The 21,706-nt window shown below is 45.3% G+C and carries 17 protein-coding genes; 4 read left to right on the top strand and 13 right to left on the bottom strand.

The features are described from left to right. The first annotated feature begins 140 nt into the window (after positions 1–140). The gene (locus tag NAF19_RS09735) at positions 141–782 is read left to right on the top strand and encodes a phosphatase PAP2 family protein (protein WP_252789855.1); all 642 of its coding nucleotides are present in this window, start codon (positions 141–143) and stop codon (positions 780–782) included. A 601-nt stretch (positions 783–1,383) separates the two neighbouring features. Beyond that, on the top strand, positions 1,384–1,998 hold the full coding sequence (locus NAF19_RS09730; protein WP_252789854.1) for a hypothetical protein: 615 nt from the start codon (positions 1,384–1,386) through the stop codon (positions 1,996–1,998). Positions 1,999–2,004: 6 nt separating this feature from the next. Here NAF19_RS09730 and NAF19_RS09725 read toward each other — a convergent pair whose 3' ends face one another. After that, positions 2,005–2,583, bottom strand: a complete 579-nt coding sequence (locus tag NAF19_RS09725) for a hypothetical protein (protein ID WP_252789853.1) — start codon at positions 2,581–2,583, stop codon at positions 2,005–2,007. A gap of 365 nt (positions 2,584–2,948) precedes the next feature. Between NAF19_RS09725 and NAF19_RS09720 the strand changes: the two genes are divergently transcribed. Then, the gene (locus NAF19_RS09720; protein ID WP_252789852.1) at positions 2,949–4,076 is read left to right on the top strand and encodes an acyltransferase family protein; all 1,128 of its coding nucleotides are present in this window, start codon (positions 2,949–2,951) and stop codon (positions 4,074–4,076) included. Positions 4,077–4,206: 130 nt separating this feature from the next. Here NAF19_RS09720 and NAF19_RS09715 read toward each other — a convergent pair whose 3' ends face one another. Together NAF19_RS09715 and NAF19_RS09710 are read right to left on the bottom strand one after the other, a co-directional pair. Next, complete coding sequence (locus NAF19_RS09715; RefSeq protein ID WP_252789851.1) at positions 4,207–5,292, bottom strand: alkene reductase; 1,086 nt, start codon at positions 5,290–5,292, stop codon at positions 4,207–4,209. 100 nt (positions 5,293–5,392) lie between these two features. After that, a complete protein-coding gene (locus NAF19_RS09710; protein ID WP_252789850.1) occupies positions 5,393–5,728 on the bottom strand; it encodes a hypothetical protein in 336 nt (111 codons plus the stop codon). A gap of 271 nt (positions 5,729–5,999) precedes the next feature. Here NAF19_RS09710 and NAF19_RS09705 point away from each other — a divergent pair, with 271 nt between their 5' ends. Continuing rightward, entirely contained in the window at positions 6,000–6,329 is a 330-nt protein-coding gene (locus tag NAF19_RS09705; RefSeq protein WP_252789849.1) for a hypothetical protein, read from the top strand. Positions 6,330–6,408: 79 nt separating this feature from the next. On the opposite strand, the gene NAF19_RS09700 is transcribed toward NAF19_RS09705, so the two are convergent. Genes NAF19_RS09700 through NAF19_RS09655 form a run of 10 tightly spaced genes read right to left on the bottom strand, consistent with a single transcriptional unit; the run spans position 6,409 to position 21,699 of the window. Next, the gene (locus NAF19_RS09700) at positions 6,409–8,079 is read right to left on the bottom strand and encodes an eCIS core domain-containing protein (RefSeq protein ID WP_252789848.1); all 1,671 of its coding nucleotides are present in this window, start codon (positions 8,077–8,079) and stop codon (positions 6,409–6,411) included. A 22-nt stretch (positions 8,080–8,101) separates the two neighbouring features. Further along, positions 8,102–9,931, bottom strand: a complete 1,830-nt coding sequence (locus tag NAF19_RS09695; protein WP_252789847.1) for an eCIS core domain-containing protein — start codon at positions 9,929–9,931, stop codon at positions 8,102–8,104. 31 nt (positions 9,932–9,962) lie between these two features. After that, on the bottom strand, positions 9,963–10,634 hold the full coding sequence (locus tag NAF19_RS09690) for a hypothetical protein (RefSeq protein ID WP_252789846.1): 672 nt from the start codon (positions 10,632–10,634) through the stop codon (positions 9,963–9,965). Further along, positions 10,631–15,505, bottom strand: a complete 4,875-nt coding sequence (locus tag NAF19_RS09685) for an eCIS core domain-containing protein (RefSeq protein WP_252789845.1) — start codon at positions 15,503–15,505, stop codon at positions 10,631–10,633. The genes NAF19_RS09690 and NAF19_RS09685 overlap by 4 nt, the downstream gene beginning before the upstream one ends. A gap of 48 nt (positions 15,506–15,553) precedes the next feature. Beyond that, on the bottom strand, positions 15,554–16,189 hold the full coding sequence (locus NAF19_RS09680; RefSeq protein ID WP_252789844.1) for an FkbM family methyltransferase: 636 nt from the start codon (positions 16,187–16,189) through the stop codon (positions 15,554–15,556). Further along, positions 16,179–16,817 (bottom strand): hypothetical protein, encoded by a 639-nt coding sequence (locus tag NAF19_RS09675; RefSeq protein WP_252789843.1) that lies wholly within the window; start codon positions 16,815–16,817, stop codon positions 16,179–16,181. The genes NAF19_RS09680 and NAF19_RS09675 overlap by 11 nt, the downstream gene beginning before the upstream one ends. Positions 16,818–16,845: 28 nt before the next feature. Then, positions 16,846–17,523 (bottom strand): hypothetical protein, encoded by a 678-nt coding sequence (locus NAF19_RS09670; RefSeq protein WP_252789842.1) that lies wholly within the window; start codon positions 17,521–17,523, stop codon positions 16,846–16,848. Beyond that, positions 17,513–18,226, bottom strand: a complete 714-nt coding sequence (locus NAF19_RS09665; RefSeq protein ID WP_252789841.1) for a glycosyltransferase family protein — start codon at positions 18,224–18,226, stop codon at positions 17,513–17,515. Before NAF19_RS09665 ends, NAF19_RS09670 begins: the two co-directional genes overlap by 11 nt. A gap of 26 nt (positions 18,227–18,252) precedes the next feature. Continuing rightward, positions 18,253–19,485 (bottom strand): class I SAM-dependent methyltransferase, encoded by a 1,233-nt coding sequence (locus tag NAF19_RS09660; RefSeq protein WP_252789840.1) that lies wholly within the window; start codon positions 19,483–19,485, stop codon positions 18,253–18,255. A 6-nt stretch (positions 19,486–19,491) separates the two neighbouring features. After that, on the bottom strand, positions 19,492–21,699 hold the full coding sequence (locus NAF19_RS09655; RefSeq protein ID WP_252789839.1) for a glycosyltransferase: 2,208 nt from the start codon (positions 21,697–21,699) through the stop codon (positions 19,492–19,494). Positions 21,700–21,706 lie beyond the last annotated feature (7 nt).

Genomic DNA, 21,706 nt, shown 5'->3' with positions numbered 1-21,706 from the left:
AGCGTTGTGCCAATGGCTTACAGATGAATAATTTGCAGGTCCCGGCTGAAATTTTTTCAGCGCCGGTGACAATTTTTCAGTAGTTGGGAGCCTGATTTTATGCTAAATTTCCACAGAGTCGAACAGTAAATTTGTCAGGATTGAAAAATATAAAAAAACACCTCATCTGGTACCTGGTCGGCGGTTTAACCGCAGGCTTTATGTTGCTGACCGCATTTGTGCTGTTGGATCCCCTGTCAAAAATAGATCGTGAGTTTTCAGAAGAAATACAGGAGCATCATCACCTGGTGGTCGATCTGTTGATGAAATGGATCAGCGCCTTTGGCTACATGCCCGCCTCAGCAATTTTGGTTGGCGCTACCGCCCTGCTATTTCTTTTATCAGGTTATAAAAAGGAAGCACTATTCATTGTATTGGGTTCACTTTCAGGCCTCGTCAGCACCCTGGTGAAACTGCTGGTCAATCGTCCACGCCCGGCAGCGACCCTTGTACGGGTGCTGGGAAAAACACAACAGCAGAGTTTTCCAAGCGGCCACGTACTGTTTTATGTTGTGTTTTTTGGCTTCCTCGTTCTGCTAATGTACCAGCTTAAAGGTTTGCATAAAAATTTACGCATCGGCATTGCAGGTTTCTCCATACTGCTGATCTTCTCGGTTCCAATATCACGAATTTATCTCGGCGCACACTGGTTTACCGATGTGCTGGGCGGCTTTTTACTGGGGCTGCTATGTCTTATCGCCCTGTCATATGCCTATTTGAATGCCTGGAAAGCAAAAACTTGAGTAAGCATACAATTTCTGTATGAGCAGGATGTCTCAAAAATTTAAGTTAACCCATAAAGTTATGCCGTTTGCAAAATGTCGAATTCACCAGTCGTTCCTATGGAACGAAACTAAATCGTGTGGTATTTTCGACCGACCATACGTCCCGATGGGCAATGTCATTAAGTTAAGGAAACCAAAGCGTAAAGCCCCCTCTAAATCTCCCCCGGTTGGGGAGACTTTAGCTTCGCCCGCGTTTAATTTTTTTCAAGTCCTCCCTACCGGGGAGGATTTAGGTGGGGCTAATTCCCTTAACTTAATGACATTGACCTATGGGACGAAAGAGCATTTTTTAGCGTGCCGTAGGTACGCATGGTCGGTAGAAATGAATATTCAATGTCCATTTTACGTTCCATAGGAACGTTTCGTGATATTGAAGCCGCTATTTACGGTGGTTTTGGACGCCTTTTTAGACAGTTGATTTTATGGGTTAACTTAAACTCAAAGCGTACCGCGTACTGTAATTTGCAGAATTTTTTGGCAATATTTGGCGGCTTAGTACGTATGCGTATTAGAAAGATTATCTGAGGAGAAAACACTTACTAATTAACATTTGGTAAAAATGAAGATTCTATTAATAAAACATTACACCTTATGTTTCTTGCTTTTACTATCGGCAATTGCAAAGCAAGCAAACGCAATATTTTATGATGAGCCTAAAGTAATTTATATTCAACCACTCGGTAATGTCGATAAATCAGATATTAACATTGTCAAAGCGTCCGTAGAACAATTTTATCACTATAGATGCATAATCAAGCCCCAGATAAACTTTACCAATGACATACTGGCCGACAGCAAAACCCGATACGAGGCCAACCGGATACTATCCAAATACAACACCAGCGAAAACCTGCTTATTTTAACCGATAAAGATATAGCCTGTGCAAATCCCGAGCGGCACAGTACTGAATGGGGCATATTCGGCTTAGGCTACAGGCCCGGTACAACCTGCGTAATATCAACATTCAGGCTAAAGCGAAAAGCAACCGCTCAACTTTTTAATTCCCGGCTAACCAAGGTTTGCCTGCACGAAATCGGCCATAATCTCGGCTTGAACCATTGCACAAGCGGCGACAAAAGATGTTTAATGAATGATGCCAATGGAACAATAAAAGAGGTTGACCAGGAGCAAATATTTTTATGCGGGAAATGCAGGAAGGCTATTGGAACATAATCTGTCCTAATCTTTTGATTTATCTTTAATTAAGGGTAATCTGTTCAGCACCTCCGTATTAAATCTTTTTAATACCCTATGTTTCTCCTTAGTGTCAAGTTTTGAAGTTAAGGAACAGTGCCATTTGCTGTTTGCATAAGTGTACACGATATCAATAAAGCCAATATCATCGTAGTATTCGGTGTTAAAACCAGCGTTGTACCTATGTTTTTCAATAGCAATTCTATAAACTTCCTTTGGCTTCCTGTCAAAAAAAATTTCCTTATAATCTGATGCTTCTATACAGCAGCAATAGCAATCGTTTACTTTTCCGCTTTCATCTCCCGCATGTCCCGTTACGATACTATCAGGTAATTGAAAGTTTTTGTTACTGTTTTTAAAAGAGTCGATCATGGTTGCCAGATCATATCCCTTATCCTTCATGTGAAATAATATGCGCGTTGACTCGTGGTTAATACATTCAGCCGGCCTTTTAAGATTATCGTGGTTGTTTGAAAAGCTATAACCATACCATATAAAAAACAATATGACGCCTAAAAACAATATACTGGCGCCGATAAATACAGATACGAAAGATGGCCTCATAGTTTACTAATATATGTAAACCACGCTGGATAATAAAACGGGCTTATGCTCCGCCTCATTGTCCGTAGTCCCTTGACTACGCCAACACCAACCCATCCCTTAAAGCCTTTTCATAACTCTCCTCATCAAACTTATAATAAGCCGGTGAGCGATGCGCGCCAATACTACGCTTTTCATCAAGCGTAACAATCAACCCCAGTGAAATTAAGTTTCCGGGTGCGGTTTTTTACATCACTAATTACCCCGGCAGGATTTATTAAAACCGCCCTTGCAAATCCGGTACTTTTAATTATCATTGTGTCAGCCAAACGCATTAGCGTGCAGTAAAACACTCCCTTTATCCAATTTAAACTAATTTAACCTGAATGAGCGCAACTACCACGTACCTGCCACCAAAAAAACATTACGAAATTCTTGACGGGCTGCGCGGCGTAGCGGCTGTAACAGTGGTTATCTTCCACATACTTGAAACCTATTCGGGCGACCGCTTTCATCAAATCATCAATCACGGCTACCTGGCGGTCGATTTCTTTTTTTTACTCTCTGGCTTTGTAATAGCCTATGCTTATGACGACCGCTGGGCTAAAATGACGCAATGGGATTTTTACAAACGCCGGCTCATCCGCCTGCAGCCAATGGTAATTGTGGGTACTATCATCGGGGCGGCGCTTTTTTATTTCCAGGCCTGTAGTGTGTTCCCACTCATAGCCGGTACACCAGTTTGGAAAATGCTGCTGGTAATGGTGGTGGGCTTTACCATGTTACCCCTGCCCATATCAATGGACATACGCGGATGGAGCGAGATGAACCCCTTGGATGGCCCGGCCTGGTCTCTCTTTTTCGAGTACATCGGTAATATTTTATATGCGGTAATCGTGCGTAAATTTTCGAAAACGCTGCTTACCATATTTGTGGTACTTTCGGCATGTTTGCTGGTGCAATACTTATTACAGGGACCGCAAGGCGACGTGATAGGCGGTTGGGCCATCGACAAAACACAAATGCACATAGGCTTCGCCCGGTTGCTGTTCCCGTTTTTTGGTGGCGTTTTGTTGATGCGCGTGGGTAAAGTTATCCATGTTAAGGGTGCATTTGCGGTATGCAGTGTGCTGTTGCTGGTTGTTTTGGCTATCCCAAGACTTGGCGGCCCTACGCAATTGTGGATGAACGGCATCTACGAGTCGGTTGCAATCATCATATTTTTCCCGCTAATAGTTGCCATAGGCGCAGGTGGCACCATGACGAATGAATACACCAAAAAAGTATGCAACTTTTTGGGGGCTATCTCCTACCCTTTGTATATTACCCATTACCCACTAATCTATTTACATTTGGCGTGGGTGGTAAACAATAAAATCCCGATGCAAACCGGCCTTTTAGGTGGCGCTGTAGTGTTGGTAGTAGCAATTACCATAGCTTATGCATCCTTGAAACTATATGATGAGCCGGTTAGGAAGTGGCTTACCAATAGGTTTTTGAAAAAGCAGGCGTGAGATTTAGCTCCTATTCGCAAGACCACGCACCTGCATTTTGATGGTGCCGGTTAATATCCCCCAACTCCCTAAATAATCAAAAAGCCTCAAATCGTTCAATTTGAGGCTTTTCAGTTATTGTGCTTTAAACTTATTGAAACACCGGATAATCTACATATCCCTTCTCATCGGCAGTATAAAACATATCCATATGCAAATCGGCCGATAACGCATGATCATTTTCGAAGCGCTCCACCAAATCGGGATTGTTAATAAATGGCCTGCCAAACGCAGCAAGGTCTGCCAGTCCGCTTTGTAACTCGGCTTCAGCAGTTTCAAGGGTATGGCCACCTGCAAGTATGATTATATTTTTAAATTTAGCGCGAATGGTTTCCTTTATTTCGATTGGTACTTTTGGTGCACCCATTGCCGAATGGTCAACAACATGCAGGTAAGCGATATCCAATTGGTTAAATTCTTCGGCCAGGTAAGTGTAAGTAGCATCAATTTCAGGATAGTGCGGCATATCGCTGGCTACACCGTATGGCGATAACCTGATACCCGTTCTGTCCTTGCCGATTGCTTCCGCCACTTCGCTTACTACTTCCAGAACAAAGCGGGCCCGGTTTTCAATGCTGCCGCCATATTCGTCAGTGCGGATATTGCTGATGGGCGATAAGAATTGCTCCAGCAGGTAACCATTGGCGCCATGCAGCTCCACGCCGTCGAAACCTGCTTTTATTGCATTCTTTGCAGCTGTAACAAATTCAGCTTTGGTTGATGTCAATTCTTCAGTCGTCATCGCTTTTGGTACCGGGAATTCCTGCATTTGCTGTGCGTCGGTCCACATGTGGCCGGCAGGTTTTACTGCCGATGGTGCCAATACTTCAGATCCTGCGGGCAAATTCAGCGGATGGCTAATGCGGCCTGTATGCATTAATTGCACAACTATCTTCCCTCCTTTTTCGTGCACGGCAGCTGTTACCTTTTTCCAGCCCTCAACCTGTTCATCACTAAAAATACCCGGGATACGGGCATAGCCCAAACCGTTTGGCGATGGCGATGTGCCTTCGGTAATAATAAGGCCGGCACTTGCACGCTGTCCGTAATATTGTGCCATTAAATCGTTTGGCACATTGCCGATTGCACGGCAGCGCGTCATTGGCGACATTACAATGCGGTTTTTTGTAGTTATAGCTCCAACCTGCGCGGGCTCAAATAGTCTGATGTTTTCCATTTTGATTTAATTGCTGTTTAAACACATAAATATATGATTCTTTCCGCTCACAGTACTAACGGAAACTAATTATGACAAATTTATGTTTGGAGTGGGGTACCTAAATGCTCAGCGGGGCAGGCTTTTCTGTCATTTTCTTCCAGATCGTATATCCGCCATAAATGAACATCAAACCAATAAACAGGTATACCCAAATAGAAATATTGCGCCCGGCAATAATAAGATACAGGTAAGGCAGGCTAAAGCTTAGGGAGGCAAACAGTAGCGGAATAAGGATTGCTTTTTTTGCCCTGAAATTCTTTATCACCCAGCCAAGGAACGAGAAAAAACACACCTTACTTATTAAATAAAGACTGCCGATGGTTAAAGGGTCCACCTCATGCCTTTCACCCAGGCCGATAACCCAGTCTTTAAATAGTGTTATGTATTCCGTCATTTATTGCAAGGTATGAATTACAAGTACACATAACGCGTAATAAAGCAAATTAGCTTATCATTTTTAGTTAATATTTCCTCAGTCTGTAAATATTGGTTAAGATGGCTACAAGCTGATAGCAATTCACAGGGCATCTGTTATAACACAGGTAGATTTTTATATTGATAATATATCGTTGGTAATTGGCGCAAAATAATGATATTTTCCGCATGCGATATTTTTTTTAATTTTTACTATATTTGATAACCAAACAATTAAACCATACGAAACCATGAAAAAGATTTTATTATTAGCTGCCCTTATTTTTTCAATGGGCGTGGCATTTGCTTCATCAATTACCGACGATCATCTTACAGGTTACATTGACGACTCGCACTGCGGCGGAAGTAAAACACCAATGTGTACACCGGCAACCCGTGTTGCCTGCGCCAAGCAATGTATTAAAGGCGGCGCTACTGCAGTTTTGGTTGTAGGCGATAAAGTTTATAAAATATCAAACCAAAAATCGGTATTAGAATATGCCGGCAAAAATGTAACAATCGACGGTAAAATAACCGGCGATTCCATTGAAGTAACAAAGGTTATTGAAACCAAGTCATAGTCGATCTCTCAAACTTTGCAAAAGTAAAAAGCCTCAAACCAGAAGATTTGAGGCTTTTGCTTTCGGCAGAATCATTTAATCAAAACCCATCGCGGTCGGCCTGGTCGCGTGCAGCAATACATTTGTCGCGGTCGGGGCCCGGGTCATGTGCTACAGCACATACATCATCATTAAGTAAAGGGTTGCTGTTTGTATCCATTTTACTATTGGGATTATTGGGAAGGTCCTTCGGTGCGCTCTTGTTCATTTCTTCTTCAAACAAGTCCAGCCGTATTTCCAAATTTATATCCTGGTTACCCGCTTGTGCTTCAATATAACTATATCTGTCGCCTAACCCCAGCGCATGGTGTACTTCGTGCGAAAGGGTGTCGGGCCCGGATGCCCAGTTGTCGGAATTGGGCCATTGGCAAAAATTCACTGTAAATTCAAAAACATCAGGCCCCGGCGCATCTACAAAAACAATATCAAGCGTGTAACCTTTGGTATGCGACGCCCGCTCAATTGCATCTTCCAATTGTTTTATTTTTATGACATCATCTTTGTCGCCATTAAGCTTAACTTTTATCATCACCCTGATGTTATTCGGATCGGAAGCATCTGCAATAAATGTCTTGTTTTGTGTACCCTTACGAGTCACCCTATCGGCCTGCTTGCTGGTAGCAACCACCCTTTCTTCAACATCCGCAAATAAACCGTCCCATTCTTTTTTTTCTTTTTTCAAAGCGGCATCAACTGCAGGTCGTGTTTTCTTTTCAACTTCTGGCGAACATCCATATTCCTTTTTAGCTGTGGCTTTCCCCCTGAAAGGCTTTGTAAGCAATAGTTTTAATTTTTGCAAATAGTAAATCCGTTTATCGGGCTCTGCTTTTGCACGCTTAATAATCCTCATAACTGTTTGCCAGGATTCATTGTCCAGCTTAAATATTTCCGGCAGCATAAAAATCTCCTGTTCAAGTTTAACTGCTTCCATTTCAACAGGGGCAGCCTGTGGTTTTGGAGCAGCATTAGCAACTTTAGGCTCGCGGTAAATATTTTGTACCGAACTTTGTTGCAGCGTATGCACGAGTTCATGAGCTAACAAACGTCTTCCGCTGGCTGAAGCAGTTGTATACTCACCTTCATTAAAGTAAATATCGTGTCCTACTGTAAACGCCCTTGCGTTTAATGCGCGGTTCAACTGTGCAGCTTCGTTATTGTTATGAATTTTCACGTTGCCAAAATCAACCCCAAACCTGTCCGACATAAAGGAATTTGTAGCGCCATCCAAACTACTTCCTCCTCCCTCCGATGCTGCTATCCGGTTGTGTATCGCCGGGCTTACGCCCACTCCCGCTTCGCCGCCTGCTTTTGTTATTGGCGTAATACCACCTCCGGGGCCCGGCTTGCGCTGTATTTTTTTATCCTCCTCTTCACATGCTGAACATTTCCTCTGTATTTGCCGGTTGCCGGGCATTTGCATCACCTTGTCAGCAATATTATTCGCCTCCTGTTCATGTTTATCGCCCGGCTCGTTTACCGTTAACTTTGTTTGTATGGTTTGATTAGAATAAACAGGAATTTGACTGTAGCTTGCGTTCGAAGTATATTCCTTGTTTAATGCGCCTAAATTAAATCCCGTTGCACCGGCAAATCCGTCGGTCGGTTTTTCTTTGCTCCCATAACGATACCGGTTTTGAGACCGCCCCTTTTTGGCCCGAAAACTCCCCTTGCTACTGGAAGTTTTGGCTTTTGTTTGTAAAGTGGTAAGCATGTTGTTTATCGTATTCTAAAATTTACGGTGCAAGGAAAAAGTCCCGTAAAACCTGTGCGGTGTTCATCAATTCTGCTTTGCGGGCAGCCGCTTTTGCCCCGCTTAACGATGCGCTGGTGGCATTGCCGAATGTTTCTATTAAAACAATATTCATAGCCGGGCGCGTAGGTGTGTCATGTGACCCCCACTGGCCAAATGTAATACCTTTCGACATTTTGGGAGCAGTGCCCGTTGGGTACCTGGTTCTTTCATCTTTTTTGCCGAGAAAATTGCCTGGCACACGCACACCAAGTTTGTCCGCTTCCTTCGCCATTTTCAAAGTCAAAGCATCATCATCTGCTTCGTGCCCGGGCCTGGGATCAGTAGTAATACTGGGGCCGCCTTCTTTTTTAAGTTGCGCATCATTTTTCGGAACCGAATGCCCATGTACACTTGCCACCCTTTCTGGTTGAAACCTGTTTATCAAGTCCATCAGCACTATATTTTCCGGTTCAATACACCGGTTTTCCGAATCGACCAGGCAACCTAAGGTTGAGTCTTTGGCGGCATCTTTCCCCACTGCCGGGAACTGGCGGTTAGGATCCGGCGTATCAACATCCGTTGCTTTGCCGTTAGCCAATTGTTTGGTTGTTCCGCCTGATGTTCGTCGTTCGGATAACGGTCTTGACGAATGCACATTTGCTGAAAATAATTCGGGAACAATTATTATCGAAAAGAAAGGCATCGGCGCATTTGGTGCACGAAGTAAATCCAGCAAATCATTTACCACCTCCACGCCCCCAGGCTCGCTGCCGTGTACGCCGCCAATAATAAGTGCGCGCCTGTCAGTCGTCCCCCTAAAGTAAAATGCCTGCACCGTATGCGCCCCGGTACCAAGCGTTCCTGCAATATTACCCGGCTCCGGCGCCCACTTGTTGTCTATGGCCTTTTTTTGCCGTTCAATTATATCGTCTTTAGGCCAGAGCGGTTCAGGGCCGTTTTTCATAATTTTTTCGGCCAGCCACCTGTCATCGGTATTTTCAGCAAATGTGCTTTCTACCTCAGCCTTTAGCTTAGCGTCGGCTGTTGGCGATTTCGCCCTGATCCTGTCAAAAAATTGCCTTTTTTTTAGTTGTTCGGCTGCTTCGGCTTCAGCTGCCTTTGCTTCTGCCAATTTCACATCACCAGCGCCCGCACGTTGAATTGCGCCGTTTTGAAGTGCCGAATTTTGCTGCACAACGTGGGTTAGTTCATGCGCCAGCAAACGCTTCCCTTTACCCGAACCTGGATTGTACTCCCCCTCGTTAAAATAAATATCATTACCGGTAGTAAATGCCCTGGCATTCAGTTCGCGGTTCATTTTGGCCGCCTCGTTGTCTGCATGAATTTTCACACCGCCAAAGTCAACCCCAAACCTGTCCGACATAAATGCCCCGGTAGCATTATCCAGGCTGCTGCCGCTTCCTTGGGTATCCGCTATTTTGTTGCTTAACGCCGGGCCTGCAACCGCCCCATCACCGCCTTTTGTTTGTATCAGTGGCGTTATATCAGTTGATGCCGGCTTGCGCTGAATTTTTTTGTCCTCGTCTTCGCATGAAGAACATTTCCGTTGTATTTGCTGGCTATCGGTCGTGTCCATTATCTTATCGGCCACGCTGTCGGCTTCCTGCTCATATTTGTCGCCGGGTTCGTTTACTGTTAATTTTGTTTGAATAGGCGGTGATGAATGTGGAAATAGCTTAACGTTTTCAAATTGATGCGTTACCGGGCTTTCGTTTTCAGCTGATTTTGATTTATTGGCAGCCGTTCTTTTCCGGCGCCGGGTTGATGCCGGGCGATATGCGGAAGATGTTAACCTGCTTAAACTTCGCATTATTTTATTATAGTGTCAAACCGACTTGCTGTTAAATAAATACATCAAGTTTAAAAGGCCTTATTACATAACCGCTCAGTTCCGATTTTTCCAGTGCACTTTTCAATTCCTCAGAAATTAAAAACCTTCCTGATATTTCATATTTAAACAAATCATACATCTTTTTTAGCACTATTTTTTTGGGATTTATCGTAAACCCATAGCCTTTTTCATTTTGCAGCTTATTTATGCTGGTTACAAAATCCTCGACTGATGACAATTTTATTTCCTCAGGTTTTTCGTCGTTAATTTCGTCCTCAATAAAAAATGATGATTCTTCAAAACTGATATTAGGGCACATTATTAAGTTAAGAAATTTATAGCCCTTTTTTTTACTTAAGTACTTAATATAAACATCCCTGTATTTGCCACCGCAAATGTTAAACCCTTCCAGAAGTGTTACAAATGCCTGGCTTACAAAAAAACCATTCATGACCAGAAAATTTGAGCTTAGCATATCTGTGGGAATTGCCACTTTATCGCCGCTGAACTTATTCATTTCAAAATCACCTTCAATAAAATCGTAATATATTTCTTGGTATTTGGAGTAACGTTCCGGTGAGTCATTTTCAGGATCTGTAAACCCGAGGATCTGCCTGTCAGCCGAACCTGTCACCGTTTTATCGACCGAAAATTTTATTTCATAAATATCTATTTTTGTCATGGTTCTACAAATTTAAACAAGTCAAGCTTTTTTGTAGGCTCGTTTGCTAATGCCTTCTTAACTTTCAGTGCCACAGTATTCATTATCTCAGCAGCTTCTTCATTAGTCATTGTTTTAACAGATTTACGTGATTTTTGTAAAGTGTCGTTTATTAACATATTAACTTCTTCGGTATAGTTTGGATGGCTGGCGTGCACTCCTTTTAACCCTTCTTCCGTCCTGCTGCTAAAACGCTTTACCCATTTGCCGTTAATTTCGCCATTAAAATCAAAGCCACCTGCTACGGCTTTCTTCAATACATCGTTCTTCTCAAGAAGCTCAACCGGCACAATGTGATGCGCTTCGAAGCCCTTACCCGGACTTGCTTCTTTCAAACTACGCGCAAGCTTGTCCCTGTTTAATTTCGCGTCCGCAGCGGCCTGGCCATGTTTCTTTGCAAATTCAACCGGGTCAAATGAAACCCTTTCCTGTATAATTTGCTTTACTTCTTTCTGAATTGCTAAGTCTTCGGCCTCGATTTCAGCCTTGGTCAAAGTTTTACCTGCTACTGCCCTGGCTTCGGCTTTGGCTTCGTAAATGGCGTGTACCTTTGCAAACAAGTCGGCGCCACGTTCGGGAGTTAAATTTTTTAGCCTTTTGGCAAATTTCTTCCCGCCAATCCCAACCAGGATTCCCTCCACCTCTTTGCCTTCTTTCGACATAAATTTCCCCTCCTTGCCTATCACGCCGCCTGCTTTATCTTTCACTTCAACAAGATCGCCGGTTGCCAGCAGCACCCACGGGTTAACCTCACCATACAAATAGAACCTGAATTTCTTAAGCTCTATCTTAAACTTCTTAAACCTGAACTTCTTCAATAGACCGGCCGACAGTTCCTCTAACGATTTGGCGCCGTCTTTCAGGCCGGTTTTAAGACCGTTCAGCACCAGTCGCCCGTTCTCCATAGCGGCTTTGGCGCCATCTTTGGCAATTGTGCCAAGTTTGGCTACGTTTTTAAGCTCTTTTGCGGCCAGGTTCCTGGCTGCCGATTTTCCAAACTGCATTAAGCCTTTCGCGCCACCCTCTTCGGCTGCTTTGATGCCCCCTTTTATGCCTTTTATCATTTCGCCGCCGCCAATCAGGTCGAAAATAAAGGCCATTATCAGTTTCACGAAGGTACGGGCGAGTGCCATTGCACCCTTCGCAATTTGCCCCTGCCATGCCGATACTACATACGTACCCAGGAATACTATGCCGTCCGCGATATCCTGTGCGGCAAACAGGGTGGCCAAAAGCTCCATTATCACCGGTATCGCCGCGGTAACAGCACCGCCGGTTACCACTTCGAGCACTATACCCGCAAGCAAGCCTGCAATAAGCCCTGCTATTACCTTACCGCTATTTTTACCCCACCATGTTGATATGGCAGTTTTTATCTGCCCCAGCACATATTGACCACGCTCCCATGCGTTTTTAAATGGCCCTACCTTGCCTGCGTTATCCACTACCTGCTCAGCTGCGCCTTTAGCGGCATCTATGGTTCCGCTATCGGCGCCCTTCATCGCTTCGGCCTTAGCGGCGTCTGCCTGCGACGCGTCGGCGCGGGCATCGTCAAGGGCTGTTTCATTTCCCGGCGTTCCTCCAAATTCTGTCTCACCATCGCCTTTGGATTGCAGTTGTTCGGCAAGCGCCGGGTCGAGCTGCAGGTTTTCAACTACTTCGTTGTTGACTACATCGTCAGCTGTTAATGCCTCTTGTTCTGGTCCCGGTTCTTTCTTGTCTTCTATGCCCAGCGCCTTTTTGCCATATTCCAGGGTTTCAAAACCATTACCGATCTGGGTTTCGTCCTTGCTCTTATCGTAGCCGATTTCATTTGGCAGCGGGTTGGTAATGTCCTGGCCGATCACCTCAACCGATACCTGCGACCAGAAATGATCAGGCGCCTGGCTTGCGGAGGTCACCAGGTTGGCAAGCCCCTGCAGAATCTTCATCAGCCCGACGGTTAAAAACTTTAGGGCATCTATTAGTAAATTGAACGCCTTCTGGTAAAGCGATAAAATAAAATCGAGCGCGGCACCAAGTGCATCCAGCAGCGCGTTCACCGCCTTTTTTAAATCATCGGCCCATTTATTTACAGCGTCAACGCTGTAGTCAACAGCGTCGTCAATATAGCCGTTGATTTTCTTGGCAAGGTCCGGGAAGGCGGCGAAGGCAATATTTACAAATGTTTTCAGCATTTCACCAAATGCTTTTATCAGGCCTACTACTATATCGCGTATGGCATCGATTAGAATATCTACCGCCGCCTTAACTTTTTCTATTATAAACTTTACGGCCTTGCGCAGCTCATCGAATATAAAGTTGACTGCATCTTTGATACTATCCCAAACATCACTTAAAAAGTCGCCGACGGCGCTAAAGAAGCCGCCGCTTTCCTGTTTTTCTTCCGCTTCCTTCTTTTTAGCCGCCGCTTTTTCATCAGCTTTAGCTTTTTGATCAGCTAAATCATCCTCGTTCTTTTTATATTCAGCTTCTATGTCATCGTTTGTCTTTTTTACTTTAGTATCTATTTCACCACTCTTCGAATCACTTTCCTGCTTTACAGAATCATTGTAGTCTTTTGTTATTTTTTCATTTTCAGCCGTCCAGGTCTCACGTTGCGTACTTACTTCTTTTTTTGCCTTTGCCTGCTCCTTTTGTTGATTTCGTTTTGCGAGTTCTGTTTGCTCGTCAATTTGCCGCATCTTGTCCTTTTTCTCCTTGTCCTTGTCATCCTGCATTTTGGCAGCTGCCTCGTCATTTTTTTGTACCTGGGCAGCGGTTTCAACCTGCATTTTTGATAGGGCGCCGGTATTAAATGCTGCAACAACTTCGGCCGATGCCTCCGGTGGTTTAACAGCCTCGCCGCTAACCCGGGCAGGCGGCGTTAACTTGTTTCCGGGCTTAAGCTTTCCGGGTTTAAGGTCGGGGTAGATATTATTTTCGCCGAAATCCTGTTTAGTAAGGGCATCGGCATTTGTTTGCTGTTGTGTTACAAGGGCTTCCTGCTCGGCGCTTTCCTTGTTAATTTCATTGGGGTCCGCATCATTGGTAAGGTCGGGTTTGCGCCTTGGCCCCAGCGAGGTGCTTATACTGTCATCAGTAGTGGGCAGCGATGCAATCGAATTGCTCAACGCCTTTTCAAAAACACCCCTGTCGTCAACCTGGGGCTGTGCCAAAGCCGGTGGGGTTTTCACAATCGGTTTTTCGGGTATTTTAATTTCCGGCGTGTCGGCTTTAGGCTTTTCACCACCAGCTTTTTTCGCTGCAGCAGCAGCTTTTTTTGCCGCAGCTTGTTCCATGGCTGCACGGGTGGCGATGGTCTTTTCGAGCGTAGGCAGGCCGGTCGGTTGGTCAATAACCGGCATATCTTTTTGCAGGTCGTCCTTCTCTTTACCGTGTATCTGGTTTACATCGGCATCGGCACTCTTCATCGAGCTAATGAAGTCCGTTGGCTGCTGGTGCTGTAATGATGCCAGGTAGGCTGTTGTGCTTGATGTATCGGCTTTCGGCGCTTCGGCCGACTTGTCTTTATCTTTTTCAACCGGCTTTACTTCCTTGCCTTTTTCACCGCCAGGTGCGCCTTTTGCAGCGCTACCACCTGGTGTTGCACCGGGGCTTTGTTTTGCCGATGGCGGAGCGCTCACAGCGCCCGGACCACCGGGGGCCGCTGTTGGAGCAGCCACAGCAGGTGCTGCCATTGCCGGGGCAACCTGTACTGCGGCTCCGCCGCCGACACCGCCATTCGACATTTTGCGCTGCAACAGGCTTGGAGCAACACCATTTTGCTGTTGCAGTACATGTGTCAGCTCGTGCGCCAGCAGGCGTTTACCTTCGGCATTTTCCGGTGTAAACTGCCCGGTGTTAAAATAGATATCGCTGCCATGGGTAAATGCCCTGGCTTGTATGCCTTTGCTCATTTCGGCGGCCCGGCTGTCGGTATGCACCCGTACCGACGAGAAATCGGTTTGGAAAGCACTTTCCATAAACCTTTTTGTACCAACCGGCAAAGGCGCACCACCCGATTTAGAGCTGTTTAAAGATGACTGCCAGGAGCCTGCGGCCTGCGGTTCGGCGGCGGATTTACCTGCCTCGCGCATAACTTGTTCTTCGTCGACTTCATCGTTTTTCGCATTGGTATTGGGGTCTTCCTCCTTGCGCATAACCTCATCGTCGTCCCCACCATCGTCTTCGCCGGTATCTGCGGATTCGTCATCCTTGCGCATTACTTCTCCGTCTTGGCCACCGTCATCTTCATCAGTATCAGCGGAGTCTTCTTCCTTGCGCATTACTTCGCCGTCTTCACCGCCATCCTCTTCATCTGTGTCTGCGGAGTCTTCTTCCTTACGCATTACTTCTCCGTCTTCACCGCCATCCTCTTCATCTGTGTCTGCGGCGCTTTCCTTTTTTCGCATTACCGCCTGTTCATCCGAATCATCAACGGCGCCTTCTTCCTTGCGCATCACCGGCGTTTTGTCCTTATCCTCATCCTCGCACGCATCGCATTTGCGCTGAACCACATCGCTGATATTACCGGTTAAAACTTCGCCGGCGGATGGCTCAGCCATCCGCATTACCTTATCGGCCATGCTGTCGGCTTCCTGCTCGTATTTATCGCCGGGTTTATTTACTGTAAGTTTGGGCTGAACAAAAGGCTGCCTGCCCGGGTATAACGGCACAACGCCAAAATTGTGGGTATATGGCGATGCCTCCCGTGTCCTCTCGGCGGTTGCTTCCTCCGTGTCGGCGGTTTGCTTAGCAGGCGGTTTGCTTTCAACACGCAGCGCAGTTCTTTTCGATTGCCCCTCTGCGGTAGCCTTCGATGTTAACTTTGCTGTTGCGGTTAAACTCATTTTAGCGGTGATGTTTCAAAAAAGTTGTGATAAAGAAAGCACCGGGGATCAGTCAGTGACAAATATCAAATTCTCCATATTTTGCACGGCTAACCTGTAGCCATTGCAATAGTTTGTAAACAAGTTCAGCAATTCTGGCTTGCTATTATATTCAATACATAAAACCTGGCAACCTACGGCCTGTAAATCAATTTGTTGAAGGATTGTCCAGTCGCTGCCCTCTGCATCTATCGAAATAAAGTGAAATGTTGGCCTCAGTTCGTTGTAAAATGTGTCCCATTTTACCAGTTCAATTTCGCATTCTGTAAACTCCACATGGGGCCAGCGTTTGGTTTCTTCAAAGTCGGCGGTTGAAACAAGCCCTTTGTCGTGCCCGTTTGGAACGTGGTTGCCGCTTTCCCAAAACTTTACTTTTTCATCGCGGTCGCCAATACCAAAATTGTAGATATGAACATTGGGATTTAGGCTATGGCGTAAAAACAAATCGGCGCAACTGCTTCCGGGCTCTACAAGATGTGCATGCCAGCCGTTTTCAATCAATAACTTTGAGTTACTCAGGTCAGTGCCATTATTGGCGCCAATTTCAAGCAGCGTGCCTTTAAAACCACCGAAATATTCTAAAACAAACTCATCTTCATTATTTTGCGAGTAGCCCATATTTTTTACCTGTATTTCACGATGCAATATTTAACCCGAAATTGATTTTCTGGCGTTCGCTAAACAGGTTAAGGCCCTGGTCCCAGGTGTTATCATTTCTTATGTAGAGAGCGTCCCTGTCGGCCTTGCCAACGCTGTAATGTTTGTGTTCAAATAACAAAGTTGAAGTGATTACCCTGCCCAAGATATGCCCAACAGCAGTTAGCTCGTTATCGCAAAACATATGCAGATAATCAGGGTGATAGATGTAGCCAAAACGGTTGTAGTAGGCCCTGTCCATTATTGGCAGGGTAATTAGTTCGGGTTGTATGCCGTCCTGGGTCTTCATTAAAAAATCGGCTTTTCCTCCTACTTCCGCAAGCAACAGCGAATCCCAATGGTCGAAAGGATAAAAATCGTCGGAGATAACGATAAGCAAATCGCTCGTTGCTATTTTGGCGGCGTTGTTTATGGCGTCGATAGCCGAACGGTTGGCATTTGAAGAAAACATAACCTGTTGCGGAAACAGTTCGAGGTAGCTTATCCTGCTTTCGTCATCATCATCCAGCGACAGGATGTACTCAACCTCGTTATCGGCGCTGTCAATCCAAAGCAACGCGGTTTCACAGGCCTGTTGCGCGCGATTGCGGCTGGGATGAATTAAACTGATTTTCATAAAATCCGGGGTCGGATTAGTTAGGGGACTATTTTACCCGCAACCCGTTCACCGGGTTGTGCAGGTGGTCGCATTTTATTTGATGCTCGTTCCACAGACTAAAAGCGCTGCCGGCATCAAAACTCATAAACGCATCGGGGAAGTGCCCAAGATTTTGCGGATCGTACCGGAAGGGAAATTTTTCAATCAGTTCCCTTTTATACACGCTGCAGCCCGACAGGCAATGACCGGTTGGCTCCAGGCTGGTAACAGTGCTGTCAAAATCATAGTTATGGAAGCCATGGTAATACAAGCCGCCAACTATTCCCCAATTTGGGTTTTGCGCGTCGAGCCTCGATATTCCGTCTTCAAATCTGCTCAGCAGGTCGGCAGGTGAGCAAACATCTGTTTCGATGATCAAAAAGTATCGCAGGCTGGTTTGGGTAAGGTAAATGTCGCGAAGGAAATTAACCGAATCGCATACGTTGCGCTGAAACTGGCTCACCTTAGGTTCCTCCGAAACTTCAAGGTGATAAACGCGGAAGTTGAAATAGCCCCGTTCCTTAAAACTGGTTTGCAGCTTGTTAAAATAGCTATCGCCAATAGTATTATCCACCACAAACACAGGCTGCCCCGCGGATACTTCAAATAAATTACTAAAAAATACCTCATCACAGTAATCCTTTACTTCGTTGGTGTAAACTGCTATGAAATATTTAGGCTCCATTTTTTATTGTTTCAAATTTAATTGTTTGCTCAGGTGGTTCATTCAGCCACTCAAAATATCCATTCCTGAAATTCGACTGGGTATTGGCGTGCTCAATAAAATAAAATTCTTCTTCGTTCAGGTCGCTGTAGCGAAGGTACCAGGGCAGGTGCCTTACCGTAAAGTCGCCGGCTATGCGCAGCGCATTAAAATCAGGATGTTCGGGTTTGTGCAGCAGGCAAAAAGTGGTGTCTACCATCGCTTTATAAACGTCTTTTTCCAGCTGGTTTATCCAGAATTGTTTTTCCCAGTTTATCGAACCTGTGAAACAGTTTTTATAACATTCTTCCGGCACATCATCAATCCTTAAAGCCAGGCCAATCTTTTTTTCGTCGTATTTTAACATCACCGCCTTCATAACTTCCAAAAAATCATCTGGCATCAACGGGTTCAGCTCCAGGTCAGAATCTGAATACACGATGTATTCGCTATCGATACTATTCAAAAAACCACTGTCAAATAAACATGCAGCACCAAAATTCTCCCTAAATCTAACTACTTCCTTGTCTGGCAACGTCTCGTACCAATCCAAAAGTGGTGGATAGCTTGAATTATTATCCAATATAACCACATTGGTAAATCCACGCTGCTTTAAAAACCCGTACATATTGCGGGTTGAGGTTAGGCGGTTAAAATTATTAAGGATGATAGGCGTATCCTTCATTTAAAAATCGGGGCTATTACGGATTACTAATTTTGGTTATTCCAGTAAGCATGGTTACAGAAATCGACATTTTTGCAATACAACGAGAGCACTCTTGGCTGTTCGCGGTACGAGCCTATCCAGAATTCGCAGCCCAGCCGTTTGTTATTAAAAGCATCCCACAGCTGAAATCGCGGGTTATCATAATACTGGCGGAAGTCGGCAAGTTTTCTGATGTGCCGGGTTGAGGCGTACCAAAAATTGCCACAAAAGTGCGGCACGGGCTGCATCTCGCGCCAGTTAACGCCGATGATATCGTATTCAGGCAATTGCGCCACGCATATTTCCCAGTTGTCAACCAATTCGCGCATCATCAGGCGGCGCCATTTAGCCTTGGTGGTATCGCCCGGATTGCTCACCCCTTTGCTGTGCAGGTACAATACAAAGCCCTCGTTTTTACGGGCAAACTCCTCAATGGCCAGCATAGCGGGCCTTTCAAAATTGGTAAATTCAGTATCATGGAAAATTACATTTATATCCATGTCCAGTTCACCTGCTTTAAAGTATACCCACAGCAGGTCATCATCGTTGCCCAATAAGGTGAGGTTGATATCGTTAAAGCCGTTTGAGCGCAACTGCTGCATCGCCTCGGTGAACACCTGTTTCCAGTTATGCATGCAAGCCACGTGAAAAAACACTTTTACAAAGGCCCGCATGTATTGTGCAACAGATACCTTGTAGGCCTGCAGCAGCGGGAAATGGTCTTCATAAGTCAGTTTTTCCGGCAGTTGCAGTAATTTTGGCTGTTGCTTTTGCGAGGTATCTATAACGGCGCAGCCCCAGTCCATGTCGACCAGCGTGCATTTATATTCAAGGGTATCAAAAAACCGAAGCGCAGCTTTCCAAACCGTACCGTTCCAGTTCTCACCTTCGCTAAATTCAGTCGCTTCTCGCTGGTGCCAGGCATCTGGTGGGTCGCAATCATGAATAACTATTACCCCGCCCGGCGAAATAGCGGCCAACGCATTATTTATCTCTTTAATCACCTGCTCCTCCTCGTGGTCGCCGTCAATAAAAATGATATCAAATTTCTCATTGTTGTGGTGAAAGAAATTATCGGGGCTACCATGGAAAGTAGCGCCGGGATGGGGCCCCACGCCTACCTTATAATCGCAGCAGATTTTATCAAAGTGAAAGTGCCGCTCTTTAAAGCCAATTTCCAGGTATTTGCGGCCCTTGCGCAGGCTTAAAAGCTGGTTAATTAACTGTGTTTTATTCATAAAAATTCAGGCAGATTGTTTTTCAAGTATGTTCTTCTGTAAAATCACCAGGCTGTCAACTGTGTTGATTTTACTGTATGTTCCGGTTGCCAGCAGTTCGCCAACGAACTTTTTAACGCCGGGAAAGTAGTCGGCATAGTCATGAAAAGCCACATATCCGCCCGGGACTACCCATTGCGAAAAGTGGCCAAAATCCATCGAGACATTCTTATAGTCGTGCAAGCCATCAATCAGCAGGAATGTTACCGGCTGCTCCCATTTTACGTTATACGATTTATCTACAATGACATTTACCTTATCGGATACCCTTGCGCTTTCAATGTTATTTTTAAACATTGATAGTGATGGCGGGAAAATGTTTAGGCCCGCATCTTCTGCTCCCAGCTTACCATCGTGGGTGTCAATGGCGTTTACCTTTGCATTCAAATTGAATGTTTTAACCACGCTGGCTAAAAGCACGGTAGCCTTTCCATGGTAGCTTCCTATTTCAACAATATTATGAGTATTTTCGGTCTCCTTACAGGCTTTCAGGGCAATCCCCATCAGCATATTGGCCTCCGCATCGCTCAACCAGCCCTCTATTTTTCTAATTTTGCTGATAAACGCTTCCGGGGGTTGTGGCTTAGGTACCATGTTGTGTGCAACATAAATGTCACCGTTTCCAGCTGTATAGCTTTGCCCCTGTTCCCTTAGTAAAGTGCGGATTTGGTTATTGTATTTGCGTTCAACCGGGTGTACCCAGTAGATATCATTTTTTTGCTGCGCGATTTTGATATCCTCAGTTGTTACCGGTGTTTTAAAACGCACAAAATCATAGCTGCAGGGGTTGTTTATCACTTCGTACCCCAGCATACTAACCATGGTGGGTAAAATAACCTCTTCGGTTGCCCATATTTTTGTGCGGCTCATTATGTGCTGCAAAAGCTTATTTTCTTTAAACTGCCTTGTCAAATCGCGCACGGCGTCAACCATAAAAACTGACGACGGCCAGAACGTCCAGTGTACAAATTTGCTTTCCCCATCCGGGAAACTATTTATTAAAGGCTTCCATAGCTCATACTCGTTATAAGCCTGTATAGCAACGCGGTTCACAGTATTGTCGGCCAAAACCCGTTCGCTATTACTCGACAGCATGCCGATACCGGTGGATGATGCCAACGATTTAGCCAAAAACGAAGCATAGCCGCTGCGTACCATAAGCTGGTCAGAGTCTACAATGGTAAAGGTGTCAAACTCAAAATTTGCCAATGCAAACTCCATGCATTTAAGGGCGAAGTTGTGCAGGTAACCCCACTTAAGCGGAACGGCGTTTGGATAAATAACAGCGCCAAATTTCTCAAACGGAAAATCGCTTTTAAGCAAACTATAGTTTGTTCCGCCGTTATATAATATTATCGGCGAAACCGGGTCGTGGTAGCGAAGATTTTTTACGAGGTCAATTACGCAATCAAGCTCTTCATGTACCAGGCAGGCATAAATATTTTTCAATGGCTTCACCGCCGGCTCACGCTTTGGCTGTTCATTTAAATACCAAAAAGGCTTTTGCGGATGGTACAGGTTTCCGTTTTGATAACATTCCCAGTCATCGCCCAGGGTTTCGCGTAACTTATCTAACTGGTATGGGTGCCACCACGCGCCTTCGGTTTTTTTAGGGCTAACATTACGGTCATGAATCATGTGTACCGCTATAGATGAATCGGGCAACACGCAAACTTTGTCTGGGGTCGTGCTCCAAACAAAAAGACCATCCATGCCCACGTTGATATCGGCAAACCGGTGCAACAGCCAGAATTTCTTCCGATAACAAAGCGAACTGCCAATCAGCCAAACGCGCTGATCGAAAGGATAAATATACTCGTGTGCGCGATTAAGGCGCACATCGTAATACAGCAACCTGTTGATGCCGCAAACCTGTATTTTGGGGTTTTGCAAGGCTTCCACCTGGTACTCCAGGCGGCGGTCGGCATACCAGTCGTCATCATCCCAGTTGGCAATAATTTCACCGCGTGCAAGCTCACAAGCCATGTTAAGCTTGGCCCCCAGGGTAATTTTACTGTGTAACCGGATATAGCGGATATTCTCCGCTTCGGGGATAAGGTCGTCAACGGGGCTTTCCCCGTCGTCAATAATAATTAGTTCTTTAGGTTGATAGGCCTGCCTCAGGAAATACCGGATTGCATGAGGTAGAAATTCCCTCCGGTTGTAGGTAGGCATTATGCAG

The organism is Mucilaginibacter flavidus, assembly GCF_024055575.1.
Classification (GTDB): domain Bacteria; phylum Bacteroidota; class Bacteroidia; order Sphingobacteriales; family Sphingobacteriaceae; genus Mucilaginibacter; species Mucilaginibacter flavidus.
Note: the sequence above shows the minus strand (reverse complement) of the source record. Positions and strands in the feature narration are given on the sequence as shown.

Excerpts from the sequence above, each read along its gene's own strand:
- NAF19_RS09665 (WP_252789841.1), bottom strand. The coding sequence starts at position 18,226 with ATGAAGGATACGCCTATCATCCTTAATAATTTTAACCGCCTAACCTCA.
- NAF19_RS09720 (WP_252789852.1), top strand. The coding sequence starts at position 2,949 with ATGAGCGCAACTACCACGTACCTGCCACCAAAAAAACATTACGAAATT.
- NAF19_RS09670 (WP_252789842.1), bottom strand. The coding sequence starts at position 17,523 with ATGGAGCCTAAATATTTCATAGCAGTTTACACCAACGAAGTAAAGGAT.
- NAF19_RS09690 (WP_252789846.1), bottom strand. The coding sequence starts at position 10,634 with ATGACAAAAATAGATATTTATGAAATAAAATTTTCGGTCGATAAAACG.
- NAF19_RS09660 (WP_252789840.1), bottom strand. The coding sequence starts at position 19,485 with ATGAATAAAACACAGTTAATTAACCAGCTTTTAAGCCTGCGCAAGGGC.
- NAF19_RS09695 (WP_252789847.1), bottom strand. The coding sequence starts at position 9,931 with ATGCGAAGTTTAAGCAGGTTAACATCTTCCGCATATCGCCCGGCATCA.
- NAF19_RS09725 (WP_252789853.1), bottom strand. The coding sequence starts at position 2,583 with ATGAGGCCATCTTTCGTATCTGTATTTATCGGCGCCAGTATATTGTTT.
- NAF19_RS09685 (WP_252789845.1), bottom strand. The coding sequence starts at position 15,505 with ATGAGTTTAACCGCAACAGCAAAGTTAACATCGAAGGCTACCGCAGAG.
- NAF19_RS09675 (WP_252789843.1), bottom strand. The coding sequence starts at position 16,817 with ATGAAAATCAGTTTAATTCATCCCAGCCGCAATCGCGCGCAACAGGCC.
- NAF19_RS09715 (WP_252789851.1), bottom strand. The coding sequence starts at position 5,292 with ATGGAAAACATCAGACTATTTGAGCCCGCGCAGGTTGGAGCTATAACT.
- NAF19_RS09655 (WP_252789839.1), bottom strand. The coding sequence starts at position 21,699 with ATGCCTACCTACAACCGGAGGGAATTTCTACCTCATGCAATCCGGTAT.
- NAF19_RS09705 (WP_252789849.1), top strand. The coding sequence starts at position 6,000 with ATGAAAAAGATTTTATTATTAGCTGCCCTTATTTTTTCAATGGGCGTG.
- NAF19_RS09700 (WP_252789848.1), bottom strand. The coding sequence starts at position 8,079 with ATGCTTACCACTTTACAAACAAAAGCCAAAACTTCCAGTAGCAAGGGG.
- NAF19_RS09730 (WP_252789854.1), top strand. The coding sequence starts at position 1,384 with ATGAAGATTCTATTAATAAAACATTACACCTTATGTTTCTTGCTTTTA.
- NAF19_RS09710 (WP_252789850.1), bottom strand. The coding sequence starts at position 5,728 with ATGACGGAATACATAACACTATTTAAAGACTGGGTTATCGGCCTGGGT.